Source organism: Gilliamella sp. App4-10 (genome assembly GCF_001690495.1).
Lineage (GTDB): Bacteria > Pseudomonadota > Gammaproteobacteria > Enterobacterales > Orbaceae > Gilliamella > Gilliamella apicola_G.
Genome location: NZ_LZGS01000035.1, coordinates 1 through 17224 on the forward strand (window position 1 = coordinate 1; position 17224 = coordinate 17224).

Annotated in this window: 17 protein-coding genes and 1 rRNA gene; 4 read left to right on the forward strand and 14 right to left on the reverse strand. The window is 35.8% G+C overall.

The annotated features are described in order from the left end of the window. Both A9G23_RS04980 and murI read right to left on the reverse strand, forming a co-directional pair. A 16S ribosomal RNA gene (locus A9G23_RS04980) occupies positions 1 to 391 on the reverse strand; the annotation flags it as partial. Positions 392 to 785: 394 nt separating this feature from the next. Beyond that, the gene (gene murI / locus A9G23_RS04985) at positions 786 to 1601 is read right to left on the reverse strand and encodes a glutamate racemase (RefSeq protein WP_065586570.1); all 816 of its coding nucleotides are present in this window, start codon (positions 1599 to 1601) and stop codon (positions 786 to 788) included. A 216-nt stretch (positions 1602 to 1817) separates the two neighbouring features. Here murI and metK point away from each other — a divergent pair, with 216 nt between their 5' ends. From metK to A9G23_RS05005, 4 genes are read left to right on the forward strand one after another with little or no spacing between them, the layout of a single operon-like run. Beyond that, positions 1818 to 2969, forward strand: coding sequence for a methionine adenosyltransferase (metK, locus tag A9G23_RS04990; RefSeq protein ID WP_065586571.1), 1152 nt, complete (start codon positions 1818 to 1820; stop codon positions 2967 to 2969). Beyond that, positions 2953 to 3462 (forward strand): SprT family zinc-dependent metalloprotease, encoded by a 510-nt coding sequence (locus A9G23_RS04995; protein ID WP_065586572.1) that lies wholly within the window; start codon positions 2953 to 2955, stop codon positions 3460 to 3462. The genes metK and A9G23_RS04995 overlap by 17 nt, the downstream gene beginning before the upstream one ends. Positions 3463 to 3470: 8 nt before the next feature. Beyond that, positions 3471 to 4082 carry a hypothetical protein gene (locus A9G23_RS05000; protein ID WP_065586573.1) on the forward strand — a complete coding sequence of 204 codons (612 nt, stop codon included), beginning with the start codon at positions 3471 to 3473 and terminating at the stop codon, positions 4080 to 4082. After that, positions 4082 to 4924: a 23S rRNA (adenine(2030)-N(6))-methyltransferase RlmJ gene (locus A9G23_RS05005; RefSeq protein ID WP_065586574.1), complete on the forward strand. Its 843-nt coding sequence runs from the start codon at positions 4082 to 4084 to the stop codon at positions 4922 to 4924. The genes A9G23_RS05000 and A9G23_RS05005 overlap by 1 nt, the downstream gene beginning before the upstream one ends. Before the next feature lie 58 nt (positions 4925 to 4982). Here the strand turns inward: A9G23_RS05005 and A9G23_RS05010 are convergent, their stop codons facing one another. The 12 genes from A9G23_RS05010 to A9G23_RS05065 all read right to left on the reverse strand — a co-directional run bounded on the left by A9G23_RS05010 (position 4983) and on the right by A9G23_RS05065 (position 17203). Beyond that, positions 4983 to 5351: a diacylglycerol kinase gene (locus tag A9G23_RS05010; protein WP_065586575.1), complete on the reverse strand. Its 369-nt coding sequence runs from the start codon at positions 5349 to 5351 to the stop codon at positions 4983 to 4985. Positions 5352 to 5372: 21 nt separating this feature from the next. Further along, positions 5373 to 6332: an acetyl-CoA carboxylase carboxyl transferase subunit alpha gene (gene accA, locus A9G23_RS05015; protein ID WP_065586576.1), complete on the reverse strand. Its 960-nt coding sequence runs from the start codon at positions 6330 to 6332 to the stop codon at positions 5373 to 5375. A gap of 249 nt (positions 6333 to 6581) precedes the next feature. Then, positions 6582 to 10061 (reverse strand): DNA polymerase III subunit alpha, encoded by a 3480-nt coding sequence (gene dnaE, locus A9G23_RS05020; protein ID WP_065586577.1) that lies wholly within the window; start codon positions 10059 to 10061, stop codon positions 6582 to 6584. Positions 10062 to 10253: 192 nt separating this feature from the next. Further along, positions 10254 to 11498, reverse strand: coding sequence for a beta-ketoacyl-ACP synthase II (fabF, locus tag A9G23_RS05025; RefSeq protein WP_065586578.1), 1245 nt, complete (start codon positions 11496 to 11498; stop codon positions 10254 to 10256). A gap of 153 nt (positions 11499 to 11651) precedes the next feature. After that, positions 11652 to 11885, reverse strand: a complete 234-nt coding sequence (gene acpP, locus A9G23_RS05030; protein ID WP_034910452.1) for an acyl carrier protein — start codon at positions 11883 to 11885, stop codon at positions 11652 to 11654. 149 nt (positions 11886 to 12034) lie between these two features. After that, a complete protein-coding gene (gene fabG, locus A9G23_RS05035) occupies positions 12035 to 12769 on the reverse strand; it encodes a 3-oxoacyl-ACP reductase FabG (RefSeq protein WP_065586579.1) in 735 nt (244 codons plus the stop codon). Between the two features lie 19 nt (positions 12770 to 12788). Next, a complete protein-coding gene (gene fabD, locus A9G23_RS05040; RefSeq protein ID WP_065586580.1) occupies positions 12789 to 13724 on the reverse strand; it encodes an ACP S-malonyltransferase in 936 nt (311 codons plus the stop codon). A 35-nt stretch (positions 13725 to 13759) separates the two neighbouring features. Next, positions 13760 to 14713 (reverse strand): beta-ketoacyl-ACP synthase III, encoded by a 954-nt coding sequence (locus A9G23_RS05045; RefSeq protein ID WP_065586581.1) that lies wholly within the window; start codon positions 14711 to 14713, stop codon positions 13760 to 13762. 4 nt (positions 14714 to 14717) lie between these two features. Then, a complete protein-coding gene (gene plsX, locus A9G23_RS05050) occupies positions 14718 to 15764 on the reverse strand; it encodes a phosphate acyltransferase PlsX (protein WP_081296960.1) in 1047 nt (348 codons plus the stop codon). Between the two features lie 33 nt (positions 15765 to 15797). After that, positions 15798 to 15965 carry a 50S ribosomal protein L32 gene (rpmF, locus tag A9G23_RS05055; protein ID WP_025316508.1) on the reverse strand — a complete coding sequence of 56 codons (168 nt, stop codon included), beginning with the start codon at positions 15963 to 15965 and terminating at the stop codon, positions 15798 to 15800. A 4-nt stretch (positions 15966 to 15969) separates the two neighbouring features. Further along, positions 15970 to 16479, reverse strand: coding sequence for a 23S rRNA accumulation protein YceD (yceD, locus tag A9G23_RS05060; RefSeq protein ID WP_065586582.1), 510 nt, complete (start codon positions 16477 to 16479; stop codon positions 15970 to 15972). A 439-nt stretch (positions 16480 to 16918) separates the two neighbouring features. Further along, the gene (locus A9G23_RS05065) at positions 16919 to 17203 is read right to left on the reverse strand and encodes an antibiotic biosynthesis monooxygenase family protein (protein WP_065586583.1); all 285 of its coding nucleotides are present in this window, start codon (positions 17201 to 17203) and stop codon (positions 16919 to 16921) included. Positions 17204 to 17224: the final 21 nt, after the last annotated feature.

A 17224-nucleotide genomic window follows, 5' to 3' on the forward strand; every position in this document is an offset into this window, starting at 1 on the left:
GCTGCATCAGGGTTCCCCCCATTGTGCAATATTCCCCACTGCTGCCTCCCGTAGGAGTCTGGACCGTGTCTCAGTTCCAGTGTGGCTGGTCATCCTCTCAGACCAGCTAGAGATCGTCGCCTAGGTAAGCCTTTACCTCACCTACTAGCTAATCCCATATGGGTTCATCAAATGGCGCATGGCCCGTAGGTCCCATGCTTTGGTCTCTCAACTTTATACGGTATTAGCAGTCGTTTCCAACTGTTGTCCCCTTCCATTCGGCAGATCCCCATACATTACTCACCCGTCCGCCACTCGTCATCAAGTGCAAGCACTCATGTTACCGTTCGACTTGCATGTGTTAAGCCTGCCGCCAGCGTTCAATCTGAGCCATGATCAAACTCTTCAATTTAAAGTTTGATGCTCAATAACTGTCTCTGACATATTCAAATGAATCTTCAGTGTCACTTATCAAGACTTGATTCTTTTAAGTCCGTAGACTTTTCATTCTTCGTCTCGCAAGTGCCCACACAGATTGTCTGTTTCTTCTTTTTAAAGAGCTGACAGCTTCAATATCTAATCAACTTTTTGTCAATTTAGTTTGCTGTCTCAAGGGCTGCGTATACTACGCTACACCTTTTAATTCGTCAAGATCTTTTTTTCAATTTTTCGATCTTATTTTTCAACTCACTCACCGTCTGCTTGTCGCTGACTGCGTGTCAGTGGATGCGCATTATAAGGACTTCTTTTTTTTTAGCAAGCAAAAAAGTTCAAACACTCATTCATTCGAGTGATATTTAGACACATTAAATTTTAATAGTTTGATATTTATTAAGATTATAACCGGATAATTTTTTAATCAACTTTTCCACAGACAGAGTATAGCTTGTACTCAATACAATATTTTCAGATGTAGATGAAGGTATTTGGTCTATGTTATATTTATCATTTAGTAAATTACAAACCCTTGCTGCAATTGCATAACCTGAATCTATGAAGGTAGCTTGAGGAAAAATCATCTGTAACTCTGTTTTAATAAAAGGGTAATGCGTACAGCCAAGCACTATTGTATCGGGGATTGTTTGTAATTCAAGCCAAGGTTGCATTATTTCTTTTAGCTGTTTCATATCTACAGTAACACCTTGCAATTTATTTTCGGCTATGAGTGCTAATTCCGACAGGCCTAACAATTTAACAGTGCAATGTGCCGCAAATTGCTGTATTAAATCAGTTGTATAAGTTCTTTCAATTGTTGCTTTTGTCGCTAATAACCCTATACATTTATTTTTAGTAATTAAGCTAGCTGGTTTAATCGCTGGTACAACGCCAATAATAGGAAAAGAAAATTTGGAGCGTAAACTAGGTAAACAAATAGTACTAGCTGTATTACAGGCAATAACCGCTAAATCTATTGAGTAAAATTTAGTAATAGCTTCAATGACCGAATTGACTCTATTAATTAAAAATCCTGAAGATTTATCTCCATAAGGAAACATTTCATTATCAAATACATATATATAGTGTACATTGGGTACTTTATTGTAAATTTCATTATAAACAGATAATCCACCAATACCTGAATCAAACACTAATATAGAAGGTGATTGTTTTACGATATTCATTTTAGCTATAGGTCACTAGATAATAAATTAGAAACGCCAATATCGTAAATTGATTAAAAATTAATGCAAGTAATTTTACCCAAGCCAATATTGTATTTTGTTCGATAAATTATAGACTAGACGTCTAGATGGTAAAACTGCTAAAATAGATTCATATATTAAAGCTGAATATTATATATCAGGCGTTATGCAAGAATTAATTTAAGAAGGTATTCTATGTCAGAATTTCTATTTACTTCAGAATCTGTTTCAGAAGGTCATCCAGATAAAATTGCCGATCAAATATCTGATGCAGTACTTGATGCAATATTAAAGCAAGACCCAAAAGCACGTGTTGCTTGTGAAACATATGTAAAAACGGGTATGGCTTTAGTTGGTGGTGAAATCACGACTTCAGCTTGGGTAGATATTGAGGAATTAACTCGAAAAACCATTAATGATATTGGTTATACCAGTTCTGAAATGGGATTTGATGCAAATTCATGTGCGGTGCTTAATGCTATTGGCAAGCAATCTCCTGACATCAATCAAGGGGTCGATCGAAAAGATCCACTAGAACAAGGTGCGGGCGATCAAGGTATTATGTTTGGTTATGCGACCAATGAAATGCCAAACTTTATGCCTGCAGCCATAAGTTATGCTCATGATTTGATGCGTCGCCAAGCAGAAGTCAGAAAAAATGGCACACTTTCTTGGTTAAGGCCTGATGCAAAAAGCCAAGTCACATTAATTTACCAAGACGGTCAAATAAAAGGGGTTGATACTATCGTTTTATCTACACAGCATTCAGAAGCCATTGAACAAAAAGCATTACATGAAGCTGTTATGGAAGAAATCATTAAACCTACATTACCAACTGAATGGTTAACTTCAAGGACAAAATACTTTATTAATCCAACTGGACGCTTCGTTATTGGTGGTCCAATGGGAGATTGTGGGTTAACTGGCCGCAAAATTATTGTAGATACTTATGGCGGAGCCGCACGTCATGGCGGTGGTGCTTTTTCAGGAAAAGATCCGTCAAAAGTTGACCGTTCAGCAGCTTATGCTGCACGCTATGTTGCCAAAAATATTGTTGCGGCTGGACTTGCTGACAGATGTGAATTACAGATATCTTACGCAATTGGTATTGCCAATCCTACATCAATTTATATTAATACTTTTGGCACTGAAAAAATCGATCACCATAAAATTGTTTCACTTATCAAAGAATTTTTTGACTTAAGACCTTATGGATTGATTCAGATGCTTGACCTCATTCAGCCAATTTACCAACAAACTGCAAGTTATGGTCATTTTGGACGAGATATCTTCCCTTGGGAAAAAACAGATAAAGCAGCACTACTTCGCGATGCAGCAGGATTATAAACGCATCCCAATTTATTTACATAATCAGGTAATGGCTTGTTTAAGAACTCACTTAATACAAGCCAATCAACTTCTACATACTCAATATAAAGAACCTAAAATTGTCTATAAGCCCAAAGGTAGCATTGCAGGTAGTGCCTTTTTAATACGTTGGGAAATTCAACTTAATTCAATAATGTTGTTAGAAAATGGTACACATTTTATTGAGGAAGTTGTACCTCATGAATTGGCACATCTCATTGTTTTTAAGGAATTTGGAAAAGTAAAGCCACACGGTAAACAATGGCAATATATTATGTCAGAAATATTAGGCAAAATCCCAACTACAACTCACCATTTTACGGTACAACGCAATACTTATTTATACTACTGTAGTTGTCAACAACATCATTTAACTTCAATAAGACACAATAAAATTAAAAACGATAAAACTAGTTATTTATGTCGTAAATGCGGTACTATACTCAAACTTAAAAACGCTAATAAATATTAAGACATTGTATGTGTAAATTAGATTTTCATTTTTACAAAAGTTCCTTATCGATTATTATTCTTGGTATTATTCTTTACATTATAGGTAATTTTTTTATACCTTTATACAATGGACTTACCGTTACTCTTATTGAACATGTTCAATCACTTTTTTTATTATTTATGTGTTGTTATACCTACTATTATGCGAAACGTGTGGCTAAACATTCGGAATTATACAAATTTTGGATTTGGACAATATTTTGGTGGTTTATGCTTTTTGGTCGGGGAATTAGTTGGGGGCGGGACTTTTTTCCTGAAGTACCCCGTTTTTATTATAAAATTATTGCTGGTATTATAATGGCACTTCCAATATTCAGTATATTTTTACCCACAATCCGCCGAGAAATTGTTCGTCGCTACAAATTTGAAAAAATTCCAGTTTGGCATATATTTTTAGCTTTTTTATTCTTGGGTATAGCTGATATTGCAGAACACCGCCGTATTGGCCATGAATTATTAGTTATAACAAGGGATCGAAAAGATTTAATAGAAGAATTAATGGAGATTCCCTGCCTTCTTTGTTTAGCTTTAACAACCTTTTATATGCAAAAAAATGAACAAGAGAGAGTAAATTCCTAATGTTAAGTTATCGCCATAGTTATCATGCTGGTAATCATGCAGATGTATTAAAACATATTGTTTTAACGTTATGTATTGAATCATTAAAAGAAAAAGAAAAACCTTTTTTATATTTAGATACACACTCTGGGGCGGGGCGATACCTACTAAAGAGTGAACATGCTGAAAAAACCGGTGAATATTTATCAGGAATTAATTTACTATGGCAACAATCTAATATTCCAGAATTGCTCAAGACCTATATATCAATACTAAGACGTTATAATCCTTTTGATGAATTAAAATATTATCCTGGCTCACCATTAATTGCCAAGCAATTATTACGTGAGCAAGACAAGCTCAATCTTACTGAATTACATCCATCTGATTATCCTTTATTAAGGCAAGAATTTAGCAAAGATAAACGAACAACAGTGCTACGTGAAGATGGTTTTGCCCAACTAAAATCAAAGTTACCCCCGCAATCACGTCGTGGAATTATATTAATTGATCCCTCTTATGAAATTAAGGATGATTATCAAAAGATTCCTGCAGCGTTATTTGAAGCATACAAACGATTTGCTACAGGCATCTACTTAATTTGGTATCCTGTGGTATCCCGTACACAAACTCAAAAAATGATTGATGGTATTGTTAACTTAGGTATCAAGCGAATTTCACAATTTGAGTTAGCAATAAAACCTGATAATAATCAAAAAGGAATGACTGCATCAGGAATGATAGTAATTAATCCACCATGGAAGTTACATGAACAAATGCGTACAGTTATGCCATGGCTAAAATCCACGTTAGATACAGAAAAAACTGGAAATTTTCTCATTAAAGAACTCGTTTCCGAATAGTGTTTTGCTAATTATCTATTGCCAATAATTTTCAGAAAAGTCTACGTTTAGGTAAAAATTATGAGAAAAAGTGACAAGAAAATAGATAAATCCACAAAATAACTGTCAATAATAATGACAAAAATACAGCAGCTGAACCATAATCTTTTGCTCGGCCAGATAACTCATGTCTTTCACTACCAATACGATCAACAACACATTCAATCGCACTATTGATTAACTCTGTAATCATCACAAAACCAATTGATCCAAGTAACAAAATACGTTCATAAATAGAAAAATCGACTAGCATTACAATGATATAAGCCACAACCAATAAAATTAACTCTTGGCGAAATGCAGCTTCAAATTTGATTGCCGCTTTTAAGCCTTTTAAAGAATATTTTGTCGCATTAAAAATACGTAGTAATCCTGTCGATTTTTTCATTATAGTATTCCAAAGTTAAAATTACCTTACATAACCATAGTTCATCAAACGTTGAAATCTTCTTTCTAGTAATGTAGATAAATCCATACTTTCAAGTTCATCAAGATCACTAAGTAGTTGTGTTTTGAGTGAAACAGATACGGTAGCATAATCTCGGTGAGCACCACCAAGTGGCTCGGGCACAATTGAATCAATCAAATTTAATTTTAATAAATTATCTGCTGTCATATTCATGGCTTCAGCTGCAACTGGTGCTTTATCAGCACTTTTCCATAAAATAGAAGCACAGCCTTCTGGTGAAATGACAGAATAAGTACTATATTGAAGCATATTAACTTTATCTGCTACCCCAATAGCAAGAGCCCCCCCAGATCCACCTTCACCAATTACTGTACAAATAGTTGGTACTTTAAGACGTGACATTTCTCTTAAATTACGAGCAATTGCTTCCGCTTGGCCTCGCTCTTCGGCACCAATACCCGGATAGGCTCCTGGAGTATCAATAAAAGTAATAATGGGCAATTTAAAACGTTCGGCTAATTGCATTAATCGTAAAGCTTTACGATAACCTTCGGGAGCTGGCATACCAAAGTTTCTGTAAATCTTCTGTTTTGTTTCACGACCTTTTTGATGTCCAATAACCACCACAGTTCGTCCATCAATACGTGCTATTCCACCAACAATTGCTTTATCATCGGCATAAGCTCTATCACCAGCTAATTCATCAAAGTCAGTAAAAATTTCTTTTATATAATCCAACGTATAGGGACGATTTGGATGTCTAGCTAATTGCGCAATTTCCCAAGGAGTTAAATTAGCAAATATTTTTTTTGTTAATTCACGGCTTTTTTTATGTAATTGCTTAATCTCTTTATCTAAATTAATATCTAATTCAACTTGTTGCGAATCAATATTCTTTAAGGAATTAATTTTTGCTTCTAATTCCGCTATCGGCTTTTCAAATTCCAAAAAATTGTTCATAACGCTTGTAATTGCCTCTTAATTTATTTGATATTCTAAAAAATATACTATTTAATACAGTATACTGACTAATTCTTAAGATAAAATTAAACCAATTCTACTATGTAACACTCATTGAAGTCACCTACATTTATATTATTAGACTTCAACTATTTTAAATCTCGTGCCACTCGCATTTACTGAAAGTAGCTTTTATTTATTCAAAAAATTAAATTAATCAACCAATCTACTATTAATAAGTTTATCGATTTATTCAAACTCAAATTCGATACGATCAAGACCAAGTAGTGTCTTTAACTCAACAATCAAAGCATCCTCTGGAATAATTCTCCATATCGTGCCAAATTGTATCCTAACAACAGAATCATCTCGATGATAATATAAATTAACAGGTACACTGCCATGCCGATAAGGTTCAAACAATTGTTGTAACCGTTGTAATATTGCTTGATTTACTTCGCTTTCAGTCAAAGTAATGGACAATCCTTTTACATATTTAGCTCGAGCATCTTTTAGGTCAACGATATCACGCACTGACATTTTATAGCCACCATTAAAATCGTCATTACTGACTTGACCTGTAACAATTAAAATCTTATCTTTTACAAGTAAATGACCAAATTTCTCCAACGACTCTGTAAAAAGCATACCATCAATGCGACCAGAACGATCATCTAAAGTAAACAAACCTATTTTTTTACCTTTTTTAGTAATTCGAATCCGAGCATCAGCAACAATACCTGCAAAAGTGGCCATCTTACCCCAACCTGTTGGAGTGGCCTCACTAATTCGCAGTCCACCTGTATAACGATTTAATTCTTTCAAATATTGTGTTACAGGATGTCCCGTTAAATAAAGTCCTAAGGCCTCACGTTCCCCATCAAGCAAAACTTGCTCAGGTAATTCAGGAACTGCAGCATAAGCATGCTCAACTTGTTCGGGCTCTTCCGCTAAAACACCAAACATATCTGCTTGACCAATATCTTGCGCTTTAGCATATTGATCTGCCGCTTGCATTGCATCATTGATGCTATGCAATATAGCCGCTCGATGAGGTCCTAATTTATCAAAAGCCCCCGCCATAGTGAGCTTTTCAAGTACTCGGCGATTGATCTTCTTCATATCTGTTCGAGCACAAAGTTCGAAAATATTTTTAAAATATCCCCCACTGTTACGTGCTTCAACAATTGCCTCAATAGGCCCTTCACCGACACCTTTTATAGCCCCAATACCATAAACAATCTCACCTTTATCATTTACATGAAAGTGATACAGGCCACTATTGATATCAGGAGGATTGACTTTTAACCCCATCCGCAAACATTCATCAACCAAACCAACAATTTTATCGGTATTATCCATATCGGCAGTCATAACCGCAGACATAAATTCCGCAGGATAGTGCGTTTTCAGCCACAAAGTTTGATAAGAAACAAGCGCATAAGCAGCCGAGTGAGATTTATTAAAACCATATCCAGCAAATTTTTCAACCAAATCAAATATTCGCATCGACAGCTCACCATCAATACCTTGTTTTTCAGCGCCTTCTTTAAAAACAGAACGTTGCTTCGCCATCTCTTCAGGTTTTTTCTTACCCATAGCTCGGCGCAATAAATCAGCACCGCCCAATGTATAACCTGAAAGAGTCTGTGCGATTTGCATAACTTGTTCTTGATATAAAATAATACCATAAGTGGGTTCTAAAATAGGTTTTAATGAGTCGTGTTGGTATTTAATATCAGGGTAAGAAACCTCTTCTCTTCCATGTTTTCGGTCAATAAAATTGTCGACCATGCCTGATTGTAAAGGACCTGGACGGAATAATGCGACTAAAGCGATCATATCCTCAAAACAGTCAGGCTTCAAACGTCTTATTAAATCTTTCATACCACGGGATTCAAGTTGGAATACCGCTGTAGTTTCAGCTTTTAATAATAATTCGAAAGATTTTTCATCATCTAAAGGAATTCGAGCAATATCGACTTTTTCTTTACCCTCTCGCAGCTGACGTTCATTAATCATTTTGATTGCCCAATCAATAATGGTTAATGTTCGTAAGCCTAGAAAGTCAAATTTCACAAGACCAGCATATTCCACATCATTTTTATCAAATTGAGTAACCGGATGATGGCCCTCTGGATCACAATAAATTGGCGAGAAATCAGTAATTTTAGTTGGTGAGATCACCACTCCACCGGCATGCTTACCAGCATTTCGGGTTACACCTTCCAATTGCCGGGCGATGTCAATTAATGATTTGACTTCTTCATTATTATCATATAATTCTTGTAACTGGGGTTCAATTTCAAAAGCTTTGACTAGTGTCATACCTGGATCTAAAGGTATTAATTTTGAAATACGATCGACAAACCCATAGGGATGTCCAAGTACTCGCCCCACATCCCGTATTACTGCTTTAGCTGCCATAGTACCAAAAGTAATAATTTGGGAAACCGCATCTCTTCCATACATATCAGCAACATGATCAATGACCAGATCGCGTTTTTCCATACAGAAATCAACATCAAAGTCTGGCATTGAAACACGTTCTGGATTTAAAAAACGTTCAAAAAGTAAATCAAACTCAAGTGGATCCAAATCGGTAATTTTCAAAGCATACGCAACTAGCGAGCCAGCACCAGAACCTCGTCCTGGTCCTACTGGAATATCATTATCTTTTGACCATTGTATAAACTCCATAACAATCAGAAAGTAACCCGGAAAACCCATTTGGTTAATTACGGTTAATTCGGTGTCTAAACGCTCGTCATATTCTGGTCGTCTTTGCTTTCTAATTGCTGGATCAGGAAATAAAAACGCTAGCCTTTCTTCTAATCCTTCTCGTGATTTATGCACTAAAAAGTCTTCAGTAGACATATCGCCAGTTGGAAATTTAGGTAAAAAATATTCGCCTAATCGAATAGAAACATTACAGCGTTTTGCTATTTCAACACTATTTTCAAGTGCTTCAGGAATGTCAGAAAATAATTCACACATTTCCTGTTCTGAACGTAGGTATTGCTCTGCCGAGTAGTTTTTAGGTCTGGAAGGATCTTCTAGCGTATTACCATCGTGAATAGCGACACGAATCTCGTGAGCATCAAAATCAGAAGATTTCAAAAATCGAACATCATTAGTTGCAACAACGGGTAACGAATATTGTTCAGCCAAATTCACAGCTCGATGAATAAATAGTTCTTCATTGGTTCGTTTAGTGCGTACTAATTCAAAATAAAAATGCTCACTAAAATTTTCAAGATAAAAATTAATAGCATTATCAACGATTATTTGGTTATTACGAACAATACCGATCCCAATATCACTTTCTCGACCTGCTAATACAATTAATCCGGCTCGATGCTCAATTAGCCAGTCATTATCAACAACTGGCAAATCACCTAGATATCCTCGCTGATAAGCTTTAGAAATCAATAAAGTAAGATTTTGATATCCTTGATGATTAGCTGCCAATAAAGTCAAATGATAAATATCATCAGGCATTTGAGAACTTCTAATAGCAAGATCTGCGCCGATGATCGGTTTAATACCTTTTGACATTGCTGAACCGTAAAATTTAACCAGCCCGCAAAGATTAGTAAAATCAGTGATAGCAAAAGCTGGCATCTGTAACTTGCTCACTTCATTTACTAATGCGCCAACTTTAGCAATCCCATCAACCATCGAGAAATCACTATGTAAATGAAGATGAATAAATTTAGGTTCAACCATAATTACCAGAAGTGAGGCTATAAAGTTAGCTTGAGATTATAACACAAGCAAAAGGAATATTCTTATTCTCTTTAATTGCAAATTCTAATTGAACAGAAAAGATATAGACTTTTTTCATTATAAATTTTATAAGTGAAAAACCATATATTAAAGATATCCGCCAATAATATATTATTAACGGATAAAGAGATATTAGAATTTCTTAAACAACACTGAACCATTGGTTCCACCAAAACCAAAAGAATTACAAAGTGCATATTCTAAATTCTTAACTTGACGCGCTGTATGCGGAACATAATCAAGATCACAACCCTCGTCAGGATTATCAAGATTAATTGTTGGTGGAACTGCTTGATCACGAAGTGCAAGTACAGTGAAAATAGACTCAACAGCACCAGCAGCTCCTAATAAATGCCCTATCATTGATTTAGTTGAACTAACCATAACTTTGTTGGCATTTTCTTTAAAAATACTTTTTACCGCTTGTGTTTCAGCTTTATCGCCAGCAGGTGTCGATGTACCATGGGCGTTGATATAACCAACCTGATCAGAATTAATACCAGCATCACGAAGAGCGCATTTCATAGCTAATGCAGCTCCACTGCCATCAGCTGGAGGTGAAGTCATATGATAAGCATCACCACTCATACCAAACCCAACCAGCTCAGCATAGATTTTAGCTCCTCGCTTTTTGGCATGTTCATATTCTTCTAAGAACATGATACCAGCACCATCACCCAATACAAAACCATCACGATCTTTATCCCAAGGCCGACTTGCAACTTTAGGATTATCGTTATTAGTTGATAAGGCACGAGCAGCACCAAAGCCACCAATACCCAGTGGAGTACTTGCTTTTTCGCCTCCTCCTGCTAACATCGCATCAGCATCACCATAAGCAATCATACGTGCAGCATGACCAATATTATGTACGCCTGAAGAACATGCTGTTGCAATAGTAATACTTGGTCCTTTTAATCCATAAATAATAGATAAGTGACCTGCAATCATATTAACAATTGTTGATGGTACGAAGAACGGACTAATTTTACGTGGTCCACCACTAATTAATGCACTGTGGTTTTCTTCAATCAACCCAAGTCCACCAATACCTGAACCTATAGCACAACCAATTCTTTTCGCGTTTTCTTCCGTGATCTCAATGCCTGCATCTTGCATTGCTTGCATACCCGCAGCAATACCGTATTGGATAAAATAATCCATTTTACGAGCATCTTTGCGTGAAATATTATAATCTTCGCCGTTAAAGTTTTTAACCATAGCAGCGAAACGCGTTGCGAAAGGGGCTGTATCAAAGTGTTCTATGAGTTCAACGCCACTTTGTCCTGCTAATAAAGCTTGCCAAGTGGATTCAACTGTATTACCTACAGGAGATATCATGCCCATTCCAGTAACAACAACTCTGCGTTTAGACACATTGCCCTCCAGGAAAGGATTGTAATGAAATTTGAATCATTGAAAATTTTATTTTGAGTTTTCTATAGATTTATACCAAACTTTTTTAATTTAAAAATTAAAAACACAAACTAGGCGATCTTTTGACCGCCTATCATGAAAACTCTGCTAACCTTATTGATTTGCAGTAATATAATCAATTGCTGATTGAACAGTTGTAATTTTTTCAGCTTCTTCATCAGGAATTTCTGTATCAAATTCTTCTTCTAAAGCCATAACTAATTCAACTGTATCAAGAGAGTCAGCGCCAAGATCTTCAATGAAAGAAGATTCATTTTTAACTTCTTCCTCTTTTACACCAAGTTGCTCAACAATAATTTTTTTAACTCGCTCTTCAATAGTGCTCATACTCTTTTTTTCCTATAAAAATCGCCGAAAGTGGCGGTGAATGTAAGTTTATAAAATGTTGAAAAAAATGCCAATCATTTTTCAACCCAATTGCTTAATTTTTGTTCGAAACATCAAGTTATTGGCTCATTTTACACTATTCTAGTCAATTACACCATATACATGCCTCCATTGACATGTAAAGTTTCACCAGTAATGTAAGACGCTTCATCTGATACCAAAAAAGCAACTGCATTAGCAATTTCTGTTGGCTCACCTAATCGTCCAGCAGGAACTTGCGCCAATGTTAACGCTTTTTGTTCATCAGTTAATGCATCAGTCATATCAGTTGCGATAAAACCAGGAGCCACAACATTAACAGTAATACCACGTGATGCAACTTCGCGCGCTAATGATTTACTAAAACCAATTAATCCTGCCTTAGTTGCTGCATAGTTAGCTTGACCTGCATTACCCATTGTACCAACTACTGAGCCGATAGTAACAATTCTGCCATAGCGTTTTTTCATCATTGTACGCATTAATGCTTTAGATAAACGAAAAACAGATGTTAGATTGGTATCTAAAATATCTTGCCATTCGTCATCTTTCATTCTCATTAACAAATTATCACGCGTAATACCTGCATTATTAACAAGAATATCAATATCACCAAATTCAATTTTTATTGTATTAATCACAGATTCAATGGATGCTTCATCCGTCACATTTAAAGCAAGGCCTTTACCATTTGAGCCTAAGTAATGACTAATAGACTCAGCACCTTTTTCTGTTGTTGCCGTACCAATAACCGTTGCGCCACAAGCAACTAATTTTTCTGCAATTGCTTTACCGATCCCACGGCTTGCGCCAGTAACTAAAGCAATTTTTCCTGATAGGTTCATAACCACCTCTATTTATCCTTTACTTTGTGTTTTCTAATGCCGTTTCTAACGATGATTTATCATTAACCGCAAGACCTGAAAGTGTATCAACAATACGTTTAGTTAATCCAGTTAACACTTTCCCTGGTCCCATTTCAACTAAAAGTGTTACATCTTGTTTTGCCATATATTCTACCGTCTGTGTCCAACGTACAGGGCTATAAAGCTGAGCAATTAATGCAGTTTTAATTTTTTCTGCTGAAGTTTCAACTTTAACATCGACATTATTAATAACAGCAAAATTTGGCGTACTAAATTCAATATCGTTTAAAGTAGTAGCTAACTTATCGGCTGCTGGTTTCATTAACGCACAATGTGATGGCACACTGACAGCAAGTGGTAATGCACGCTTAGCACCAGCTTCTTTACATAATGCACCTGCACGTTCAACAGCTTCTTTATTACCGGCAATAACCACTTGACCTGGTGAATTAAAATTCACTGGAGCAACAATTTGACCTTCAGCGGCTTGTTCACATGCTTTGCTAATAGATTCGTTATCTAATCCAATAATGGCATACATTGCACCTGTACCGCTTGGGACTGCCTCTTGCATTAGTTTTCCACGTAATTCAACTAATTTAATCGCATCTTTAAAATTAATTACTCCTGCACAAACTAATGCTGAGTATTCGCCTAAACTATGACCAGCCATAAATTCGGGTTGAGCGCCATTAACACTTTGCCACACTCTAAATATTGCAACAGACGAAGCAAGTAGCGCAGGCTGTGTTTGCCATGTTTTATTTAATTCTTCTATTGGACCTTTTTGTACTAAATCCCACAAATCATAATCAAGTACCTCATAAGCTTCATCAAATGTTGATTTGATAATTGGAAAATCATCAGCAAGATCTTTTAACATGCCGACAGCCTGAGAGCCTTGTCCTGGAAATACCATTGCAAATTTGGTCATTATTAAATCCTTGATCATTAAAAACACATAATAAACTAAAATCTAACTAGCGCAGAACCCCAAACAAATCCACCACCAAAGGCTTCTAATAAAATCAGGTGACCTTGTTGAATTCGCCCATCTCTCACCCCAGCATCTAAAGCACAAGGAACAGAAGCAGCAGAAGTATTGCCCTGCTTATCTAATGTGACAATGACTTTATTCATATCCATATCCAGCCGTTTTGCGGTTGCTGAAATAATCCTCAAATTAGCTTGATGTGGTACTAACCAATCTAAATCTGCTTTGTTAAACGCATTTTCTGTCAAAAGCTCATCAACCAAATTTGACAACTCTTTAACTGCCACTTTAAATACTTCATTACCATGCATGGTCATATAAACAGGATCTTTCATATCACGACGATCAACATATGGATATTTTAATAAATTACCATAGCGGCCATCAGCATGAAGATGTGAAGCAATAATACCTGGCTCTTTTGATGCACCAACAACAACTGCTCCTGCACCATCTCCAAAAATGATAATGGTACCTCTATCATTTGGATCAACACCACGGGTTAACATATCTGAACCAACAACTAAGGCATAACTAATTGCACCACTTTTAATATATTTATCAGCTATATCAAGCGCATAAATAAATCCCGAGCAAGCGGCAGATACATCAAACGCAACAACATCACCAATACCTAGTTTGGCTTGCAATTCTGTTGCTGAACTTGGAAATGCATTGACCGAGGTTGCTGTTGCAACAATAATCATACCAATTTCTTCTTTATCGATATTGGCCATTTCAATTGCATTTATAGCAGCTTCATAAGCCATGCTCGTTACAGTTTCATGTGGCTCTGCAATGCGCCTTTCTTTAATACCGGTACGCGTTGTGATCCATTCATCACTAGTATCGACCATTTTTTCAAGATCTGCATTAGTTCTTATCTGTTTTGGAAGATAACTCCCAGTTCCTAATATCTTTGTATACATCTAATTATTCGCTCTTGGGTAGTGCGGAAGAAAGGCTTGTTGCAATCTTCTCTGGTATATTTGTTTGTATAGCCAAAATAGCTTGTTCAATTGCTGCAAAAAATGACTTTTGGTTAGCACTACCATGACTTTTAATCACAATACTTCTAAGTCCAAGCAAGCAAGCACCATTATATCGTCCTGGTTCCAAATAACCAAAATTTTTTGAGAACTTTCTCTGTAACCATTTACTTAATAGTTTCATTAATAATGAATTGTGACCAAGAGACAACTTAAATGAAGACATGAAAATTTTAACTAAGCCTTCTACTGTTTTTAACGTCACATTGCCAACAAAACCATCACATACTAATACATCTGTTTTGCCAGTGAGAAGTTCATTACCTTCTAAATAGCCAATGTAATTAATCTGATCATTCGATTTTAAAATAGAAGCTGCTGCACGTATTTTATCCAATCCTTTAATATCTTCTTCACCAATGTTAAGTAAGGCAACTCGAGGATGTTCAATTTTTAGCACTGTTTTTGCTAATATTTCGCCCATTATGGCAAATTGTACTAACATATCACTATCACATTCAGCATTAGCACCTAAATCCAGCACAACTGTACTTTGATTGTTTAATGCGGGAATAGTGGCAACTAAAGCTGGGCGATCAATACCAGTTAAAGAGTGCAATAAGAGTTTGGACAGCCCCATCAGAGCACCTGTATTACCAGCACTAACACAGGCTTGAGCATTGTTATCTTTAACCAGCTCAAGCGCTATTCTCATTGACGTCCCTTGGCTATGGCGAATCGCATATGCAGGCTTCATATCATTAGCAATAACCGCAGTCGATTCGATCAAGGTTAACCGCCCCTCTTGTTCATATTGAGAGACAAGTTTTGAATTTTCTTTTGACAAAAAGAAACTAATTTCCGTTGGATCGCCCACCAGAAAAATAGAAAGGTTTGGATAACAGTTTAGAGCTGTTATTCCTGCAGGAATAATAGCACGAGGACCGAAGTCCCCGCTCATAGCATCTAACGCAATGGTTAGATTATCCAAAATGTCACCTGAGGATTTCTAATTAGGTAGTAATTATTTAGAAATCACTTTACGACCACGATAATAACCATCAGCGGTTACGTGATGACGTAAATGTGTTTTACCTGATTCATCAACTGAAATATTAGCAACAGTTAATGCATCATGAGAACGACGCATACCACGTTTTGCACGAGTTTTACGATTCTGTTGAACAGCCATGGATTTACCCCTTATTCTTTAAACTAACTAAAATTGCAAATGGATTTGGTTTTTCACGTTCAATTGAAATGTCACCAAATACCATATCAGCCTCTGACACTTCGCAGTGTTTACTATCATGTACCGGCGCAATTGGTAACGAGAGAATAATTTCGTCCTCAAGTAACGCTAATATATCTACTTCGCCAAACTCGTTCATCAGAACGGGCTCATAATGTTCCGGTAGAGCCTCTGCTTGAGCATCGCTCTTAACAGGACTAAATTTATTCATCACATGAACTTCTGTGATAAAAGGTTTAAAACAACGTTGGCAAACCAACTCTAACGTCATTTTTGCATCAATTGTAATAACACAAAGCCGCTGCTCATCAAACTTAAAAGATAAGCTGCACTCAATATCACTTTGCGGACTTTCAACCCTAGTTACACTTTTAGCTGGATAATATCCAACATAATCAAGCTTTTTTTGTGCCGATTTAATTGGGTCAATTGTTAATGGCAATTTATTTTGCATAAAATATGCATGCTACCTTAAAGTTTCTCTTATGTTCCTTCTAAAAAAAGAACACAATACATAAGGCGCGCATATTACCTTTAAATCATGATTTCGTCAATGGGCGCATGGAATATAATTTGTTTTTGTTACTAATTATTATTTTAACATTCATTGACTCTTTACTATGTTGTTTATCAACAATTATTACATTCTCTAATAAAATAGATTGGATATCAAATTGATTTTAATGAGTTTTTTGATGTTTTGAAAAACAAAATTTAATGCGGTATAGATTGTGGACGATTTTTATTTTGTTATTATGGCGTTGATGTAAAACAGGGTTTGCTATTACTCACATCACTTTGATTTACTGAATGATAAATAATTAAAATAGTTTTTTGCAACTTTATCAGACTTAATATCACATTTATTAAAGTACGACTTCGAAACACTCTAATTATGCTAGCTCTAAATAAATATCACTATTATTTGGTCGGTTATTCGTATTACGGTGGGTATGCTTAAAGTGTTCAGAATTAACCCAAGTTTCAAAATCAGCTTTAGATTCCCACTCAGTAAATGAAGAAAATAGTGTATAATTTTCTTCTGTCTTTCCTTGTAAAAAGTAAAAACGATTAAACCCTTGCATTTCGTTCAGATGGCTATCACGCTTTCGCCACATGTCAATAAATGTATCTTCACTACCGCGTTTAATTTTAAAACGGTTCATTACAATATACATACCAATCTTCTTTCATATAGT

Coding starts and splice junctions, on each gene's coding strand:
- metK (WP_065586571.1), top strand. CDS start 1,818: ATGTCAGAATTTCTATTTACTTCAGAATCTGTTTCAGAAGGTCATCCA.
- acpP (WP_034910452.1), bottom strand. CDS start 11,885: ATGAGCACTATTGAAGAGCGAGTTAAAAAAATTATTGTTGAGCAACTT.
- yceD (WP_065586582.1), bottom strand. CDS start 16,479: ATGCAAAATAAATTGCCATTAACAATTGACCCAATTAAATCGGCACAA.
- A9G23_RS04995 (WP_065586572.1), top strand. CDS start 2,953: ATGCAGCAGGATTATAAACGCATCCCAATTTATTTACATAATCAGGTA.
- A9G23_RS05045 (WP_065586581.1), bottom strand. CDS start 14,713: ATGTATACAAAGATATTAGGAACTGGGAGTTATCTTCCAAAACAGATA.
- rpmF (WP_025316508.1), bottom strand. CDS start 15,965: ATGGCTGTTCAACAGAATCGTAAAACTCGTGCAAAACGTGGTATGCGT.
- accA (WP_065586576.1), bottom strand. CDS start 6,332: ATGAACAATTTTTTGGAATTTGAAAAGCCGATAGCGGAATTAGAAGCA.
- A9G23_RS05000 (WP_065586573.1), top strand. CDS start 3,471: ATGTGTAAATTAGATTTTCATTTTTACAAAAGTTCCTTATCGATTATT.
- fabD (WP_065586580.1), bottom strand. CDS start 13,724: ATGACCAAATTTGCAATGGTATTTCCAGGACAAGGCTCTCAGGCTGTC.
- dnaE (WP_065586577.1), bottom strand. CDS start 10,061: ATGGTTGAACCTAAATTTATTCATCTTCATTTACATAGTGATTTCTCG.
- fabG (WP_065586579.1), bottom strand. CDS start 12,769: ATGAACCTATCAGGAAAAATTGCTTTAGTTACTGGCGCAAGCCGTGGG.
- murI (WP_065586570.1), bottom strand. CDS start 1,601: ATGAATATCGTAAAACAATCACCTTCTATATTAGTGTTTGATTCAGGT.
- A9G23_RS05005 (WP_065586574.1), top strand. CDS start 4,082: ATGTTAAGTTATCGCCATAGTTATCATGCTGGTAATCATGCAGATGTA.
- A9G23_RS05010 (WP_065586575.1), bottom strand. CDS start 5,351: ATGAAAAAATCGACAGGATTACTACGTATTTTTAATGCGACAAAATAT.
- A9G23_RS05065 (WP_065586583.1), bottom strand. CDS start 17,203: ATGTATATTGTAATGAACCGTTTTAAAATTAAACGCGGTAGTGAAGAT.